This window comes from Bradyrhizobium sp. F1.4.3 (genome assembly GCF_040548375.1).
In the GTDB taxonomy this organism is placed as follows: Bacteria; Pseudomonadota; Alphaproteobacteria; order Rhizobiales; family Xanthobacteraceae; genus Bradyrhizobium.
Window position 1 is genome coordinate 97,223 of record NZ_JBEPRN010000006.1, and the last position, 16,600, is coordinate 113,822.

The 16,600-nt window shown below is 61.2% G+C and carries 19 protein-coding genes and 1 pseudogene; 6 read left to right on the forward strand and 14 right to left on the reverse strand.

The window, feature by feature from the left end:
- Positions 1-15: 15 nt before the first annotated feature.
- The 4 genes from ABIB73_RS18775 to ABIB73_RS18790 all read right to left on the reverse strand — a co-directional run bounded on the left by ABIB73_RS18775 (position 16) and on the right by ABIB73_RS18790 (position 2,605).
- Positions 16-1,302, reverse strand: coding sequence for a PBSX family phage terminase large subunit (locus ABIB73_RS18775; protein WP_354226114.1), 1,287 nt, complete (start codon positions 1,300-1,302; stop codon positions 16-18).
- Positions 1,303-1,315: 13 nt separating this feature from the next.
- Positions 1,316-1,609 (reverse strand): hypothetical protein, encoded by a 294-nt coding sequence (locus tag ABIB73_RS18780; protein WP_354226456.1) that lies wholly within the window; start codon positions 1,607-1,609, stop codon positions 1,316-1,318.
- A 450-nt stretch (positions 1,610-2,059) separates the two neighbouring features.
- Positions 2,060-2,320 carry a hypothetical protein gene (locus ABIB73_RS18785; RefSeq protein ID WP_354226116.1) on the reverse strand — a complete coding sequence of 87 codons (261 nt, stop codon included), beginning with the start codon at positions 2,318-2,320 and terminating at the stop codon, positions 2,060-2,062.
- A 36-nt stretch (positions 2,321-2,356) separates the two neighbouring features.
- On the reverse strand, positions 2,357-2,605 hold the full coding sequence (locus tag ABIB73_RS18790; RefSeq protein WP_354226118.1) for a hypothetical protein: 249 nt from the start codon (positions 2,603-2,605) through the stop codon (positions 2,357-2,359).
- A gap of 289 nt (positions 2,606-2,894) precedes the next feature.
- Between ABIB73_RS18790 and ABIB73_RS18795 the strand changes: the two are divergent.
- Positions 2,895-4,479 (forward strand): annotated as a pseudogene (locus tag ABIB73_RS18795) (FAD-dependent monooxygenase).
- Positions 4,480-4,624: 145 nt separating this feature from the next.
- Here ABIB73_RS18795 and ABIB73_RS18800 read toward each other — a convergent pair.
- From ABIB73_RS18800 to ABIB73_RS18835, 8 genes are all read right to left on the reverse strand, one after another.
- On the reverse strand, positions 4,625-6,274 hold the full coding sequence (locus ABIB73_RS18800; protein ID WP_354226120.1) for a hypothetical protein: 1,650 nt from the start codon (positions 6,272-6,274) through the stop codon (positions 4,625-4,627).
- Between the two features lie 367 nt (positions 6,275-6,641).
- Complete coding sequence (locus ABIB73_RS18805) at positions 6,642-7,250, reverse strand: imm11 family protein (protein ID WP_354226122.1); 609 nt, start codon at positions 7,248-7,250, stop codon at positions 6,642-6,644.
- Between the two features lie 69 nt (positions 7,251-7,319).
- Positions 7,320-8,114 carry a DUF4261 domain-containing protein gene (locus ABIB73_RS18810; RefSeq protein WP_354226124.1) on the reverse strand — a complete coding sequence of 265 codons (795 nt, stop codon included), beginning with the start codon at positions 8,112-8,114 and terminating at the stop codon, positions 7,320-7,322.
- A gap of 92 nt (positions 8,115-8,206) precedes the next feature.
- A complete protein-coding gene (locus tag ABIB73_RS18815) occupies positions 8,207-8,416 on the reverse strand; it encodes a hypothetical protein (protein ID WP_354226126.1) in 210 nt (69 codons plus the stop codon).
- Positions 8,417-8,853: 437 nt separating this feature from the next.
- Entirely contained in the window at positions 8,854-9,144 is a 291-nt protein-coding gene (locus tag ABIB73_RS18820; RefSeq protein ID WP_354226128.1) for a DUF1330 domain-containing protein, read from the reverse strand.
- Positions 9,145-9,295: 151 nt separating this feature from the next.
- Positions 9,296-9,901: a class I SAM-dependent DNA methyltransferase gene (locus ABIB73_RS18825; protein WP_354226130.1), complete on the reverse strand. Its 606-nt coding sequence runs from the start codon at positions 9,899-9,901 to the stop codon at positions 9,296-9,298.
- Between the two features lie 75 nt (positions 9,902-9,976).
- Complete coding sequence (locus tag ABIB73_RS18830; protein WP_354226132.1) at positions 9,977-10,411, reverse strand: hypothetical protein; 435 nt, start codon at positions 10,409-10,411, stop codon at positions 9,977-9,979.
- 742 nt (positions 10,412-11,153) lie between these two features.
- A complete protein-coding gene (locus ABIB73_RS18835) occupies positions 11,154-11,414 on the reverse strand; it encodes a hypothetical protein (RefSeq protein ID WP_354226134.1) in 261 nt (86 codons plus the stop codon).
- Positions 11,415-11,682: 268 nt separating this feature from the next.
- Here ABIB73_RS18835 and ABIB73_RS18840 point away from each other — a divergent pair, with 268 nt between their 5' ends.
- The gene (locus tag ABIB73_RS18840; protein ID WP_354226136.1) at positions 11,683-11,997 is read left to right on the forward strand and encodes an NIPSNAP family protein; all 315 of its coding nucleotides are present in this window, start codon (positions 11,683-11,685) and stop codon (positions 11,995-11,997) included.
- A gap of 162 nt (positions 11,998-12,159) precedes the next feature.
- Here ABIB73_RS18840 and ABIB73_RS18845 read toward each other — a convergent pair whose 3' ends face one another.
- Entirely contained in the window at positions 12,160-12,498 is a 339-nt protein-coding gene (locus ABIB73_RS18845) for a PilZ domain-containing protein (RefSeq protein WP_354226138.1), read from the reverse strand.
- A 479-nt stretch (positions 12,499-12,977) separates the two neighbouring features.
- Between ABIB73_RS18845 and ABIB73_RS18850 the strand changes: the two genes are divergently transcribed.
- The 3 genes from ABIB73_RS18850 (at position 12,978) to ABIB73_RS18860 (ending at position 14,654) form a co-directional block, all read left to right on the forward strand.
- On the forward strand, positions 12,978-13,403 hold the full coding sequence (locus ABIB73_RS18850; RefSeq protein WP_354226139.1) for a hypothetical protein: 426 nt from the start codon (positions 12,978-12,980) through the stop codon (positions 13,401-13,403).
- 20 nt (positions 13,404-13,423) lie between these two features.
- Positions 13,424-13,759, forward strand: a complete 336-nt coding sequence (locus ABIB73_RS18855; RefSeq protein ID WP_354226141.1) for a GYD domain-containing protein — start codon at positions 13,424-13,426, stop codon at positions 13,757-13,759.
- A 709-nt stretch (positions 13,760-14,468) separates the two neighbouring features.
- On the forward strand, positions 14,469-14,654 hold the full coding sequence (locus ABIB73_RS18860; protein WP_354226143.1) for a hypothetical protein: 186 nt from the start codon (positions 14,469-14,471) through the stop codon (positions 14,652-14,654).
- A 103-nt stretch (positions 14,655-14,757) separates the two neighbouring features.
- On the opposite strand, the gene ABIB73_RS18865 is transcribed toward ABIB73_RS18860, so the two are convergent.
- Positions 14,758-14,919 carry a DUF3606 domain-containing protein gene (locus ABIB73_RS18865; protein WP_502918442.1) on the reverse strand — a complete coding sequence of 54 codons (162 nt, stop codon included), beginning with the start codon at positions 14,917-14,919 and terminating at the stop codon, positions 14,758-14,760.
- A gap of 92 nt (positions 14,920-15,011) precedes the next feature.
- On the opposite strand from ABIB73_RS18865, the gene ABIB73_RS18870 reads away from it, so the two are divergent.
- On the forward strand, positions 15,012-16,304 hold the full coding sequence (locus ABIB73_RS18870) for an NRAMP family divalent metal transporter (RefSeq protein ID WP_354226145.1): 1,293 nt from the start codon (positions 15,012-15,014) through the stop codon (positions 16,302-16,304).
- The last annotated feature ends 296 nt before the right edge of the window (positions 16,305-16,600 follow it).

The window sequence follows — 16,600 nt, forward strand, 5'->3', positions numbered from 1 at the left end:
GGCAACCTGCTTCGCTCATACCCAGCCCTGCTCGGCATACCGGATCGGCCGATTGAATGCGGCCGTCCTGCCCGGCTGCTCGTAGCAGATCGCCATCAGCCCCAGCGCGTCGGCGGCGTGGCTCGACCAGTCGTGCTCGGGCCCGAACCCGATGTTGCGCGTCTGGTCCTTGCGCTCGTGATAGAAGCCGAGCGCCTCGCGGCCGGGCTCGGTCGCGTCTTCGTTGAACCAGAGCTGCGGCCCAAGCCGCCGCAGCGCCTCGATCCGCATCATCGCCGCGCCCGGCCCCTGGTTCTTCACCGGAGGCTCGACCGTAAAACCGGCCTCGCGCAAATGATCCTCATAGCGCTTGCCGGTGATGTTGTTGGCAGCGATGCCGTCATGCGGAAGGTACAGGATCGCGCTATCGTAGCCGCGCGAGCGCAGCCAGTTGACGTGAAACGCCAGCACCTGGCCGACACTCTCGTAATAATCCAGAACGCGAATTTCGCTTCCGACCCACTGGGCGATCCAGATCGTGAAGGCATCCGCCGCGGCCCCCGCGCCGCCGATATCGATGAACGCGCGCAGCGGCAGCAGCGGATCCGCGGCAACTTTTCCGATCCGTCCCTGCGCACGCGCCTCCGAGAGCAGCGCGGCGAAATAGGCGCCTTCGAATGCGCGCGCATATTCGCCCTCCCAGATGTGGTCGTAGCGCTCCGGATAGAGCTTTTGGTCGAGCAGCCGCTCCTCCTCGAGCACATCCGGAAACCAGGGATTGTCGCGCCAGTTCGCCTTCACGGTGACCGCGCCATCCGGCTTGCGCCCGCGCAGAAAATCGTCAATCGCATCGCTCTTGCGGCGCGGATTCCAGCTCGCCCACAGCTCGGAGTCCTTGGCGCGGATCGTCGGCCGCAGCAGCGCGAGGCTGCGCGCGCTCAAGGATTGCGCCTCGTCGATCCAGGCGATGCGAAACCCCTCCAGCGACTTGATCGAGTTGGCGGTATGATCCTGAAGCCCGCGGAAGATGATCAATCCGTCGCCGGGCGCCTCGATCTTATCGCTGAAGAGCTTGAAGCCGTGGCCAAGACCGAGGCTCGCGATCTTGCCCTCTATCAGCCGCTTGGAAGATTGCGCCAGCGTCCGCTGCGCCTCGCGAATGCAGACTGCAAGCGTGCCGCGCTCGGCCTGGCAGGTCTCGACGAGGAGCTCGCCGAAGAAATGCGATTTTCCGGAGCCGCGTCCGCCGAAAACGCCCTTGTAGCGGGCGGGTTGCAGCAGCGGCTCGAAGATCTTGGCGGTCGGAATTTTCAGGATGGACATCGCATCCGCCTCCTCATGCGATCGCGTCAGGATCCCGGTTGTCGAGCTTTTCCGGGTGAACGATGATGCGCTCGATCCGGTGGATCAGTTGCAGCGCGCCGTCCTCGCCGTTCTCGATCGGCTGCGCGGCCTTGCCCCAGCCGCGGTCGAGGATGGCATTGGCGGCCGAGACGCGGGCAGCCGGCGTTGCATCATTGCTGCGCATGATGCCGACGAGGACGTTGATCGCCGTTCTGGTATGGCTGCGCGCCACCGATCGGATCTCGGTGAGCGTCCGCGCTTTCGACGCCTTCCTGGCGGCAAGCAGGCGAACCGGAGCGTTGCCAGGCTCGCATTCGAGTTCATCGTTCAAGCGAAAATCTCCCACAAGGCAATCGCGATCAGGCCCGCAGTCGCGAGCGATATCAGATACGCCGTCATCGCTTCTCCATAACAACAAGAGTGCGGCAGATCGCGAGACGAGACGCGATCGTTTCGGGCGCGAACCCTATCTCCGTGTGTCCGGAGACCGCGGCGGCGCAAGCGAAAGGCTCGCGCCGCGGGCCGGCACGTTCGCGCGTGCTCGGCCAATAAAATAGTTCGGACGGCGGCGCGCCATTCGGCGCTCCATGAAGGCTATCTGCGAGTGCGTGGCCGCAATGCGTGGCCGCCATCCGATTCTGAAATCGAGACGAAAAAACCCGCGGCGAATTTGCTTCGCGCGGGCCTGACAAACTCGTCTCGATGATGTCATTCTGCCAGTGTTTTGCCCGACGTGTCAAACCTTGTGTTCAGCAAAGGGGGCGCCAACGCGCTTCGCGTGTGCGGGCTGCAAATAAAAAAGCCCGCCGCGGACTGCGTCCCGCGCGGGCTGAACCAAACTCGTCTCGATGATGCCACTCTGCCAGTGTTTTGCCCGACGTGTCAAACCTGAATGCAGCGGCGCGACCTCGGTGACCTCGGGTGAGACGAAGGCTTCGAAAGAGATCGAGTTTGCCGTGCAGAAATCCGCGGATGGCAAACTCTCGGTATCGGTCACGCCCTTTCAGTTTTGATCCGCGCGCTCTTGCGGACGCTACTGCCGCGTCGCTCCGCTTGATCCCGGGATCTGTCCGCCGAACTTCGATGAGCCGGTGCCGCTGACGCTGGTCGGACCGCTTGCCGTCCCGTTCGGGTCGGTTCGCGCTGCGGTCCGTCCCGGGCCGTGCATCATGTTCATCGAATTGAACCAGCCATGGTGATGACGCTTGGCGCTGTGGGCCGAGGCGTCGCCGGTCGAGCAGGCCAACAAGATCGCTAAAGTAACAGTTGCTGTTTTCATCATGGTTCCTCCAGCTGAGGAAACTGCGTAACCAGCCGCGGGTTCCAGCCAGGCCCCGTCCGATCCGGCATCGAAACGAAAAACCCGCTCCGGATTGCTCCGTGCGGGTTGAACCAAACTCGTCTCGATGATGTCACTCTGCCGGTGTTTTGCCCGACGAGTCAAACGTCAGCGAACGCGCGAGAGGAGACCCTTCCTCCCAACTCAATATGTGGTGCGCAAGGGGCTTGCTTCAAGTCCCCGACCATCGCGTAGAACCCCCGGCCCAACCAACAAGTCGAGGGGTCACGACATGCCTGTACTGCTTCCGAGGTCGCGGTCGCACGGCCGAGCAAGCGCGAAACGCGCGGCAGCCACCGACCATGCAGTCATCATCGCCGGCGGCGGTCCGACCGGGCTGATGCTGGCGGCCGAGCTCGCGCTGGCCGATGTCGACGTTGCGATCATCGAGCGGCGCGCGAGCCAGGACATCGTCGGTGCGCGCGCCGGCGGGTTGCACGCGCGCACCCTCGAGATCCTCGATCAGCGCGGCGTCGTGGACCGCTTTCTCGCCAAAGGACAAATCACCCAGCTCGCAGGCTTCGCCTGGACCAGGCTGGACATCAGCGATTGCCCGACCCGGCACCCAGCTCGCAGGCTTCGCCTGGACCAGGCTGGACATCAGCGATTGCCCGACCCGGCACAATTACGGGCTCGCGCTATGGCAGAACCACATCGAACGCATCCTGGCCGGCTGGGTCGAGGAGCTGAATGTGCCGATCCATCGCGGCTGCGAGGTCGCAGGTTTCGCGCAGGATGAGATCGGCATTGAGGTCGCACTGTCCGGTGGCGGGACGCTGCGGGCAAAATATCTCGTCGGCTGTGACGGCGGCCGCAGCCTGGTACGCAAGGCGGCCAGCATCGACTTCGTCGGCTTCGATCCGACGCTCAGCAATCTCATGGCCGAAGTCGAGATGACGGAGGAGCCCGCATGGGGCCTGCGTCACGACGCGCTCGGCTTTCATGGCCTCAGCAAATCGAAAAATGGTCGCGTGCGTGTCCTCGTGACAGAACGGACTCTCGACCGCGGCGGCGAACCCACGCTGCGCGATCTCAGCGAAGCGCTCATCGCCGTGTACGGCACCGATTATGGACTCCACAGCCCGACCTGGATCTCAGGTTTCACCGACGTGAGCCGTCAGGCCGCGTCCTATCGGAGCGGGCGCGTGTTGCTCGCCGGCGACGCCGCGCACGTCCATCACTCCGCGGGCGGACAAATCCTCAACACCGGCATGCAGGATGCCGTCAATCTCGGCTGGAAGCTGGCGCAAGTCGTCAATAACATTTCACCGGACAGCCTGCTCGACACCTACCATGCCGAGCGGCATCCCGTCGCAGCGCGCGTCATACGCAACACCATGGCGCAGATCGCCCTGCTCCGCCGCGCCAGCGACGGCCTCAAAGCCGCGCGCGACGTCATATCCGAACTGCTCGCCATGGACGCGCCGCGCAAATGCTTTGGCGCGATGATGAGCGGGCTCGACATTCACTACGATCTCGGCGAAGGGCATCCGCTGCTCGGGCGCCGCATGCCCGATCTCGACTTGATGGTCGAAGGTCGTCCCAGGAAACTGTTTACGTTGCTGCGTCGCGCCCGACCCGTGCTGCTTAACTTTGGTGAGGCGTGCCGTTTCGACATCGCGCCCTGGACGGATCAGGTCACATGCGTTGACGCACACTACGACTGCCCGTGGGAGCTTCCGGCGACCGGACCGGTGATGGCACCAGGAGCCGTGCTAGTGCGGCCCGACGGGTATGTCGCCTGGGTAGGCGACGGCAGCCAGCACGGATTGGCGGATACGCTGGTGACTTGGTTTGGGCCGCCTGCGATTGCATAGCAAGCCAATCTTAGCCAGCGAAACGAACAAAGCCCGCGGCATCACCGCGGGCTTGATCCAAATTCTGATGATGCCATTCTGCCAGTGTTTTGCCCGACGTGTCAAACTGCCTCGAGCCGAGTTCGCAGAAGTCGGCGGCCCGCCTTCAATCTTGCCGAAGCAGCGGCCGGATCCAGCGCGAGAACCATTCTTCGGCATCGTTTCGTGCATTGCCGGAATTCTCCAATCCCCAAATCGGCGGCGGGACGACGTAACCCGGATCATCAGCAAATGCGCCGATCGGCCTGCTCGTCTGCGGTGACCGCTCTTCGCCGGTCGGCATACTCCAATTGCCAAATCGGTCGTTGAATTCGGGAGAAGGCAGATGCGGAACCGGCGCACTCCCCGATTCGAACACGCTGCCCGCGTTCGAGGCGTTCACGCGAGTGAGACGCCGAACCTCTTCCGGCGCAGCGACTCCCGCAGCAGAAGCAACCGGCGCTCCATACGCATTCGATGGCTGTGCAGGCGTGGCGGCAGCCGAAGCGACAGGCCAGTCGCCAAAACGATCGACAAAAGTGGCGGAGCGCGTCGATTCTTGATCGCGCAGGTTGTTCGCGACCTGAGGCGCGGCGGACTGACGCCCGAGCTGCTGGCCATCGTTATTGGCGCCCGATGTATCGTCCGGGTTGAACGGATCGTAGGGAGGGGCGCCTGTGGCAAAAACCCCCTTGCCAGAATTCTTCGTTGATCCCGCATGAGCAGCTGAGCTTGCGGTGGTGCCTGCTACGCCTAAAGCACCCAACAGCCCTGCCCAAGCGGGCGGTAGCGCCAATAGCTCGGGCGCGGCCATCGCCGCTGCGAATGTTACCATTCCATAGAGAGGGGACGGATCGGCCGGATCACGAGGCATGTCGTACGAGTTCGGTCCCATCATGGGTGATCCGTCGGAAAAAAACATCTGGTGGCTAGTTTCCGAATGGAACTGAGGAATCTGCGGCAGAGATGGAGCGGCAGTACTGGGAGGTGGCTGTCCGATCCGTTGCCAATACGGATCCAGCGCCGGAAATCCGCGCAGTCCATAAGTCAGAGAGGGATTGCTCGGTGTAAATCCTTCCGGCTGTTTCACATCGCCGGGCGACACGGGAGTGAAGCCGGGCAGCTGCGTGTTGACGAAGGATGGTACCAGACCTGGAAGCGCGGGAACCGGTCCAACAGCAGTAAATTGTAGGGAGATCGGAGAGCCTGCGAGATATCGCTTCCTGATTTCGATCCGGTCAGCAAGGCTGAGCCCGCTGGTCGGAGAAAGAATGGGCCAATGGAGAGCGCCGTTCCATTGGCCAGAAGCGCTCAGCTGGTCGACCGTGTTCTGCATCTCCTGGATCTGATCTTCATTATCTTCCGCATACTTTCTCCAATTCTTAAACCAATTCTCGTTCGTCTCGTTTGCCTGCTCACGTGTCATTCCCGTCGGCGTGTTGGGAAACAGGTGGCCATTCGCCTGTGCGTATTTGGCAGCGGCCAGAAGCTTGTTCAGATCGGAAACAACCTCGTCGAGTTGCCATTGACGGCCGGCCAAACCTGCCCTGAATCCGTCAGAGAGATTGACCTCGTCAAGATATCCGGAGAACCCATCGAAGTACGATCCAAGATGTCCTCCCGTGTGCGGGCTCGACTTGAGATCGTCGGCAAGCCCCTGCGTAGCAGGCAGCGCCATACGATTTCTAATCCCGTCAATGTTGAACCGATTGGCTAGAAAATAAATAACCGGGTGACTTGCAAGAACTTGAGGCAAGACATGATGAATCGGAAACATGCGATCGTTACTTTCTGGCGCACGCCGGCATCCGAGCTGATCGTGAGCTCAGCCGGCGATTTTTTATTGGAGATGTTTGGTGGCACGGCCAGCGATGGGAGCTGGCTTCTAGATTTGCGCGCGGCATGAAGCCGCGTCAGCCGGCATCGCCGCTCGGCAAGCAAGTGTTTTCATCGTCGGCGTCTTAAGCCAACGTCATGACGGCAACACTTTACACTGCCGCAAACTGAGATTGCGGCGCGCGCCTTCTCGTACAGACTTCTTGGAAAGGGTTTCGATAGCGAACTATTTGTGTTCGGATTGAAAAACGACCGAGGCAGGCTTTGCGTCTCTCAACGTGGTGAGTTTCCGCACCAACGTGCGACCACTAATTGGAGGTATCTCGAAAGCCTATTCCCCTCATGCCGGCGGCCCGACAGGCGTCCTTCACGGTTTGATCGCAGATGATGTTTCCCCAGAATCGCGGCCTGAAGATATGGGCCGAACCAACAACCCCTTCTTTGAAGACAAGGCTGAGCCTTCCCATACCGTTATAGTGCCTGTTTTCGGTTCCATCGTCCAAGATTTCGCCTAGCGACTTTTCTTCGTCGATGGCATCGAGGACGCGAATGACATCGCAAAGCCAGTAATCCGGGGCGGCATTCCGACCCAGAGACCGGGATTCACACTTCAGGAACGCCACGCCCTCTCGATCTACGGCTTCGAGAACGCCTTTCATCCGATCGGATACGAGCCAGAAGTCGTGAAAAAGCTCCCAATCGGCGGGTGCCCGGCCGAGAGACCGGTCGAGCACCAGTCGTGGCGGCTCGGAAAGCGGCGGAAAACTTCGCCCGCCCGGCGGGGACATCAGAGTACGGTCTCCGATATTTTCCATCCGCAGCCCTGGCGCCGTGTGAATTCTGAAATCAAACCCTACGCGGTAGAATTTTGTTGCCTTTGGCTTCCGCAAGCGCTTCTCAACAGAGGGTGCAGCCATGAATTGTCGCTCTCTTGGCGTGTCCAGCAACTCATCTTCCTCGAGCGCTATCGCGCTGAGCAATGCCAGTCAGCTGTGCTCCATTACGACGGGGCTGTCAGTACAGAGAAACACAGGCATACCATTAAACTGATCAGAGCTCTTGTAACGAACAGCGATGCGCTCATGCACATCACCTCCAAACGTGTCGCCGTCTCTGAGCACTCGTCCGTGCTCAATTAGATAGACAGCAAGGCTGGCCACCTTTTCGATCAGCGTTGCAAGCGTCCGCCTGGAGGTCTCGAACTCAATCTCACGCCCGACAAAAGCGGACAGTCCCATCGTCACGGCGCCGATGCCCGACTCTATGCGGAACGGCAGGATGTCGACCCAGAGCGTGAAAGGATATTCAGGGAACGGCGCATAGGATTGCGTAGACAGATGCATCCAGAGATCGGCAGATCGCGCGACCTTGCCATCCCAGACCACGGCACAGCATTGCGGCATGGTTGCAATCAACGCGCCGATAACGGCAGTCATTGGACGAGCAGTGGGTAACAATTGCTGGTTTTGGCCAAGTACCGAGATCATCAAATGACCTCGGTGCCGCGCAGCGACCGCCTTCGCTTCCGGCCAAGCGGTAGCGGCGCGCGACCAAAGGCCGGAGTCCTGCGGAATGGGAGTCGGCATCGACATCACCGCAATGAGTTGGTTGCCACAGCGGATGACCGACGCACTTGAGCTCTGGCGAACACCCGGCGCGTCGCCGTTTCCCATCTCCGTCGCCAGCTGCGGGTGCCGGCTGCGAAGCGCCGCAGCAACCGCGACCATGTCAGGAGTTGCGGGGGTTTCCAGCAAGACAAAAGCAAGAAACGATCTACTCATCGCCACCTCGGAAGTTTCGAGACCTGAATGACGCCCATCACGGCTCGCTCACAGGTTGAGCATTCACTACATAGAACATAACGAGAACATCGTCAACGCATTTTCCGCAGGGAGCCAATCGCAGCAGAGCCTGAACCAGCTCGCTCCTCCGCCAGCTTCCGCTCGATATAAGCGTCCACCGTTTCCGCGAACAAGCGTTGCACACCGACCGCGGCACCATGCAGGTCCCACGCGTCCTGCTGGAGCACGCGCAGGCCGCGCATGCGTGCGCTGACCGGCGCAGCTTCCAGATACTCATCCAATCAAGACGCTTCGCATTTTGCGGAGGCGGCACCATGAGCCGCACTCGTGCTCCGATCTGCCACGGCGGCGGAGATAACAGCCAATGGCGTAATGGCTTTTCGTCATCGTTTCGATTGGATCGATACCGCTCGCGGGCGCCATGGCGCGCGAGCGCAACAGGTCATCGAAGACGTGGCTTTGGGGCCGCCACAGCGATCGGCCCGCTCGCGCCTTTGGCACTGCTGATCCTTGGCGATGCGCAGCACAGCTAGGGTGGATGCGCGACCGCCGTCCGATTCCGGACATCGAGACGAAAAAACCCGCAGCCGATTGCATCCCGCGCGGGTGTTACGAACTTCTGTCGATGATGCCATCATGCCCGTGTTTTGCCCGACGGGTCAATGAACGTTTCGGACCTTACGACTAGACTTCAAAACGTGCGGCTCTCAAGAGCCGGTCAGCCGAGGCCCTCCACACTGACCAAACGTGCGGAGCTGCAAGCGTCTCTTATGCTTTTCAGTCCCTGGTACGTTGCGCCGTTGTAAAACGACTCCCAGGCCGCAACTGACGGGAATTCCAGTAAGACAATCCTTCGAGGTTCCCAATCTCCTTCGTGAACCTTGTGAGCTCCGCCCCGCGCCAGATATTTTGCTCCGGCCATTTCCAGGGCAGGCTTCACGCCCGACATGAATTCCTGGTACTGTTTCGGGTCACGAATATCGACGTCAAAAATCACGTAAGCCGCCATTGCGATCCTCAATCCATTTGTGTTGAAAGCCCCTCCCCTCGGCAAGAGGCAACATCGAGGGCTGTCCTTGTGTCAAGTCGGATGTCGGTCGAGCATCAGAAATTGAAGTCGGCCAGGCCTGCCGTCGCGGTCCGCTCCGCCAAAAGTGAAGTCATCGCCTACGTGCCAACCAGAAAATCCGGCCACCCTGCGCGGGATCGTTGATCGCATGCTCGATCAGATCGAAACCCGAGTTTGCCAACAATGCCGCGTATTCGGCGGCATCGAGGCTTGCATGGTACAGCGGATCGCCGCGATAACAGCCGACGGCCTCACCACGACCAGGGCCGGCATTGAACATCAGCGCTGCGGCCGGCGCCGCGTGCAAGGCAAATACGTCGAACATCGTTCGCTGGTCCTGGTGCCGGAGATGGAAGAAGCTGTCCCAGGCCAATAATCCTTGAAACCGCCGGCCAAGGGCGAGCAATCGCATATCGCCGATGATCCATTCCTGATCCGGCATTCTGGTTTGGCAAAGCGAAATGAGGGTCGGCGAGCTGTCCACGCCGGTGACGTGAAAACCGCGGGCGACCATGTTCAGCGCAACCGGTGAGCCACCCCCGCAGCCAAGATCGAGAACCGTTGCGCCCAGTGGAAGACAACCGAGGAAGCGATCGATAAACGGTTTGTCTGTCCAGGCGGCGGCCCGGCGGTCGGCATCCCATGACACCGCGTGGCGCTCGTAATGGCCGACAATGCGGTTCGCGAAATCTTCCAAAGCCACCTCCGCAACAAGCGGGACCCGACAACGATACGCGCGATTGGCAGTCCCGGCTTGTCCGAACGGGTTCGGTCATCGCAGGCCGCGTCTCGAGAGAGCAACGAGCTCGGCGTGACCCGCGAGCGCGGCGTCGTAGTCGCTGTAGCGGCGGCGCAACTGGAGCTCCTCGCGGTGGCCTGTGATCGTCGTCTCGAACAAGAGCGGCGCCTGATCCATGCGGCTGGGGGAGCTGCTGCGATCCCAGCCCAGGAATACAGTCAAAACCTTCATGGCTCCGACCTCATCGAAGCCGAGCCGAACCTGTTCGGGGTTGGCTTTCGCCCAGGCGCACACCGCGTTCTGCGCCTCCAGATCGTTGCCGACATGGACCGGCATCTTGCCGTCCAGAATGTAGAAGCCGAACGGAAAGATGATCAGAGCGACCTCGTCTGCATTTGCGTTGGGGCCGCGATCTCTAGCCTTTCCACGCGCCGGGTCGCGCGACTCCGCGATCATAGGTGCGGCCAAGACGTCGCGCAAATGGAAAGCGGGACAAGTCGGCAATGGCGCACAGGGCGATGGTCTGCCGGTCGTCGGCGGAAATCTTTTCAACCCTCAGTGGCCAAGTCCGGAAATTTCAGCTAGTTGATAATGGCCGGTCACGTCTACGCATTGGGACGGCTCGCCCGTCCCCGAGAGGACATGGTCATGAGATTGTCGTCAAGCGTTGTCGCGCCTTCAGCCGTCGCTGTCTTGTCAACTGTTCTGCTGTGCGGCCCGGCCGCGTCGCAAACCGCGACAGGTTCTGCCGCCCCGCTTCCCGCCGTCACGGTCGAAGCGCCGAAGCAGGTGGCAAGGCCGGAGCGGCCGAAGCAGGTGGCAAACACGGGGGCATCGCGCCGGACATCGCCAACTGGTCACACGCCATCGGCGGCGCCAGATTCAGTATTGGGAAGGATTGCCAAGCTGGAGAAAGTCGCCAGCAATTGCAACGGTGGCTGTGAATCAAGCTTCCCACACGGCAAGGATCCGTGGGTTGGATGTAGCGAGTCGGGGGGCGGACAAACGAATGCACCTTTCTCGCCAACGTGCAGAGACAGCCTCACCTACAAATCCTACGTGGATTGCGTCGAGACCAAGGTGTTCCTGGGCGACTACCGAAATAGAGCCTACTGGATTTGCAGCAGCCTGTCCGCCGGCAACAAGTTTCAAGTCGCCGAACTCAAGCGACCAAGACGTCCGCGCTAGTCCATACCTCCACAGCGGGCGCTCAGCTGTTCGGCTGCCACCCGATGATCGCACCCACGAGGCATAGAACCGCGCCGAAGGCCGAACCGCCCATTTGCATCCAGTAGCGGATCGGCATGGTGTCTCGGTAAAATATCTGGTTCGACCACCGCGACCAGTCCAGCCAATCATCATTGACGAATCTGATTTTTCTCTCGACGAGGCCATACCACACCTGGCGGGCGCAATAGACACTCACCGCGATCGCAACAATGCGGTAGCCGAGATCAAGAGCAGGGTTCATGCGAACAATCCGCGCATGCTCTACCCGCGCGACGATCTCGGCTTGGGGGCCTTGACGGGCTGGGTGTGGGTGCCGAACAACGCCAGCAGCAACGCGATTTCTTCCTTCGAACCGACCTGGATCATGGCCGTCTCCTTTTCGCTCCGTTGGTCGGAGCCAGCGGCGACGGCGTTCAGGACAATCGGGTTTCAGGACTGTTTCAAACGTGTTTCGTGGCTATGATGACGCCGGCCCTGCCGCCGTTCAACTTTAACCGGAGCACCACCGGATGATTACCTGTTACCTGCGTTACGAGGTCCGTCCGGACAAGCTCGCCGAGTTCGAAGCTTACGGTGCAATGTGGCTGGATCTCATGCCACGGTTCGGCGGCATCCATCACGGCTACTTCTTGCCGTCGGAGGGCGCGAGCGACGTCGCCCTGGCGATGTTCAGCTTCCCCAGCCTCGCGGCCTATGAACAGTACCGCAAGGACTCCGCCGCCGATCCAGACGTCCAGAAGGCAATAGCCTTCGCAAAGGAGACGCGCTGCTTCGTCCGCTATGAACGCTCGTTTTTCCGGCCATTGCTTCCGAAAACAGCCTAGAGGCGGACGAGCAGGATTTGTTGCGAAGGTCCGCGCCTTGGGTCAAAGGCAACGTCTGCCGACAGTGGGGTCGTGGCGGCTCAGGGCCAATACCCGAGAAGTGGCCGGGCCAATTCGGTCGCCTTGTCAGCGCACGCCAGCAGTTATGCTGGCGCTTCTAAGCTAGGGACGCCGTCGGCAGCACACGATCTGGTGATCAAGTCGCACCACATTTGTGTGGTTGCTCGAATCGTTCGCCAATTTCGGCGAGCGGCGATGCAGGAGGAAGCATACGCCGCAAAGCGTCTCCTTCCTCCACGCGACGCGGCAGATGAAGATTCCGGAATGGCCGTCGAACGACAGCACAAATTCGCTGGCAAATATGTAGTACGGCGCGGAGATGCAGGCCCCCAGGGCACTGATATCGCGCACCATGCACGGATGAGGCCCACTAATTTCGCTAAATGACAGCTGCGCCGCCCGGTTGATCGGTATGCGCTTTATTGCACGACGTTCGATCATGGCGAGATGCTCCGAATAAGAATTTAACTTCCAATCGAACGATCGCAGCGATTGCGATCGCACGTTACGAAGTCAGTTTCCCGGTCCCGCCGACGTTCGGAAAACGGCAATACCTGCACGTTGATTTGCGCGGCCTCCGCTAACAAGCAGTGTTGTTGTCTTATTAAAATTGGATCGGAGTTAGTGGTTAATTCCGGAGCCGAGCTTACAAGCGGACGTTCGTGCTTTCGAAGCGGGAGGTCGGCCTCAGCACCGATACCAAACAAGTGGCGCCTTTAGGCCGGAGGCATAGTTAGCTATCTTGCTCAGTTGGTTCGTCTGACCATAGCCAGTCATTCTCGGTCAATGGGCTGGATCGCCTAAAGGTCTGCTTCGGGTCCAAAAGCCGACATCTCTCGACAGTCGGCTCATACGTGCTAACGGGCAACAGCCGACATCGAACGACAAACCAGCATCGCCCCGCCTGCCCGAACCAACACATGCGCGATGATGCCATTGTGCCGGTGTTTTGCCCGACGGGTCAAACTCTATCCAAAATGCAACGCAGCGGATTCGCCGAGATGAAATCTCTGCGCGCCATGCCGGCGGCGTGGCCCTGTTCGGCCCGGCGCTTTGACCCTCGCGTGGTCCGCCGCGTCGAAAGGCGACGACGTTGTCGCAACCGGGAGAATCTCGCCGCCGATCGCTCCATGGCGGTACTTCGCTGCCATCGCGTCGATCATCGTAATCCGGAATCGTCTTTTGCGCGCGCGCCGTCTGATGTATCGTGCCGGCCGAGCCGCCAACGAGGTGTGCCGAAGTCTCGTCAGTCAGTGGCGGCGTTTGTGCCCACGGCGGGCATTGTACTCCATCTTTCAGATACGGCCGTCGTGACGAGCAACTCGGAACGGCGCGAACGTGAATGAACCTCAGAAGGAGGACCGCCATGCATTTTTGTCTCACCGGGCAATACACACCACGCGCTCTCAACGCCATACTTGAAAAGCCAACGATCAACCGCGAGGAAGCGGCGAGAAAACTCATCGAGGCGGCCGGCGGAAGGCTGATCTCGATGTACAGCGTCGCGGCCGATGGCCCCGGCGTTCTGGTGATTTTCGACGTGCCCGATCCGGCTGCGGCCCCGGCCATCTCCGGCTTGACCGTCACGGCGGGCACGCTTCAGAACGTGAAATTGACGCGGCTCTTCACGCAGGACGAGATCAAGCAGGTGCGGCAGAACGCGGCCAAGCTGCGCACGTCCTATACTCCGCCGGGCAGCTGATGCCTGAACTTGAAGTTGCGACGGAGCCCACGGCCAGAACCAGGTCAGCCCTCCATACGGTAGTTTTCCGAGTATTCCCGGGGACGGCGGGAGGGCCTAAGCTGATCCTGCCGGGGCTGATATTTCCATCCCGTAGAACGATTTTAACCGGCAAGGGGCCGCCGCGAGGCGGCCCCTTTCAATTCCTGACACGCGCCGAAGCAGATGAGGGACACCCCTGCTGACCCGCTTCAATGCGGGCGCGCGGAAGCGAGCCCGTGACATCGGCTTGGCTTGCGTGGACGTGAAACGTGAAAGAGGCCGCTAGCGAGCGGTCTCTTGCTTCATGCGCTCATCAGCCTGTAGGCGAGGACTGTCGAAAAGACGCCCAATCCAACAATGGTCACTTTGAAAATGAGGACGGCCAGCATGCTGTACCTCCCTTTTTGCAAATCACCCGAATCCTACGCCTTGCCATGCCGCTCGCAAGCGACTTCAGATTTGCACGAACGCCAAATTCAACCTGAGAGGCGCATCCGGCATCGCACCGGCACAGCCCGACGGTGCCATGTTGCCGGTGCTTTGCCCCGACACATCAAACTTTATCTAAAATTCAGCGAATCGGATTTGGCGGAATGAAATCTCTCTGCGCCAAGCTGAGCCATCAACCGCCGGAATGGCGATGGTGGGCGAGGCCAGGATACCAGAGGCAGCCGAGGAGAGACGGACCATGTATTACGTCGCCGCCGCATTGCTGGTGCTGTCGGGACTGTTCTACTCCGCCAGCCATCACGAGCTCGGCCAGTTCGGCGCGAACGTGTGTAGCTATGGCAGCACGTTCTGCGACAATCCGGTGGTCGTCTTCACCGGCGCGGCACTGGCCGCCGCCTGGGGCATGTTCGTCAGCATCAAGTAACACGCGGCGTTTCAGCGGCGCGCGATCGGTTAAGTCTCGTTCTGCACGTACCGTCCGCGGATGACGCTGTCGGCGGCACCCCGAACCCTTCCGTGGAACGCTGCTACGTCGCCAGCTCCTTGCGGACGACGGCCGCCGAATTGCCGACCTTGTCGACGGACTTTTGCAGCTGCTCCCGCGACACGCCGAGCGCCTGGGTCCAGTGCTTGACCTCGCAAGGCTCGCGTCGCGGCGCTGGCCGGCGCTGGAACTTCCCGGCTATGATCGGACTTGATCCCCGACTTCGAAAATTCCGGAGAGAAAACCCTGTCCAACCGATCGAAACGCCGGCCCTCCCGCAAAGGCGGCAAGAACGGCGTGAAGACCGGCGGCGCCTTCGCACCGACCAAGTCGGCGCCGACGCTGCTGCAACGGCTGGGCCCCGGCCTTGTCACGGGTGCTGCCGACGACGATCCGTCGGGCATCGCCACCTATTCGCAAGCCGGTGCGCAATTCGGCTACGGGCTGCTCTGGACGGTCTTCCTCACGACGCCGTTCATGATCGCCATTCAATTGGTGAGCGCGCAGATCGGCCGGGTCACCGGCAAGGGGCTCGCCGCCAACGTCATGGTGCTCGCGCCGCGCTGGGTGGTGCTGGGGCTGGTCGCGCTTCTGGTCGCCGCGAACACCTTCAACATCGCCGCCGACATCGCAGCGATGGCGGAATCGCTCTCGCTCGTCATCGGCGGGCTCAACCACGAGCATGCGCTGATCTTCGCGGCCGGCTCGACCATCCTTCAGGTGTTCCTGCCCTATCGCCGTTACGCGCCGGTGCTGAAATTCCTGACGCTGACGCTGTTCGCCTATGTCGCGACCGCCTTCACCGTGAAGATTCCGTGGAGCACGGCGCTGCTCGCCGCGGTGTGGCCGAAAGCGACCGTCAACGCCGATTATTTCCTGATGGTGGTCGCAGTCCTCGGCACCACCATCAGCCCTTACCTGTTCTTCTGGCAGGCCTCGCAGGAGGTCGAGGAGATGAACCAGGGCAAGCGCAACCGGCCGCTGCGCGAAGAGACGCTGCGCGGCGGCGATCCCGAGCTCGCGCGCATCAAGGCCGACACCACGCTCGGCATGCTGCTGTCGAACGGCATCGCCTTCTTCATCATCCTGACCACGGCCTCGGTGCTGAACGCCAACGGCGTCACCAACATCAATTCGGCGACGGAGGCCGCCGAGGCGCTGCGGCCACTTGCCGGCGATTTCACTTTCGCGCTGTTCGCGCTCGGCATCATCGGCACGGGACTTTTGGCGATCCCGGTGCTGGCGGGCTCGGCGGCTTACGGCGTCGCCGAGGTCTTCGGCTGGCGCGCCACGCTGGAGGCAAGACCCGAGAAGGCGGTCGGCTTCTACACCATCATCGCCGCCGCAACCATCATCGGCTTCGGCCTCGGCTTCACCAGCATCAGCGCGATCCACATGCTGGTGTGGAGCGCCGTGCTCAACGGCATCGTCGCCGTCCCGATCATGGCGATGATGATGTTGATCGTCTCGAGCGAAGCGATCATGGGCCCGTTCAAGGCCCGGTCATGGCTCATCGCGCTGGGCTGGCTCGGCACCGCGCTGATGGCGCTCGCCGTCCTCGCCCTGCTCGGCTCGTTCGTGGTTCGCTGAGGCGACGCCGCTAGACCGGCGACAGTGCCGCCGAGATCTGCGAGGCAATGATGAAGGCCGCAAACACGGCCGGCACGCTGATGAATCGCAAGAACTGATCTACCGAAAGTATCGCTGTCGTCCCCGCCCCAAAGACAAAGCGCCCTCGCCCGCCGCGCCTACTTCATCCCTTGCGCGACGTGCTGATCGGCCGTCAGAAACTGATCGGAAATGGCGGCCCCGCTCATCGTGAGTAACGCCAGAATCGAAATCATGGCCATCCCCAGCGACAAAAAGCGGCCGGAATGCATGCCCGG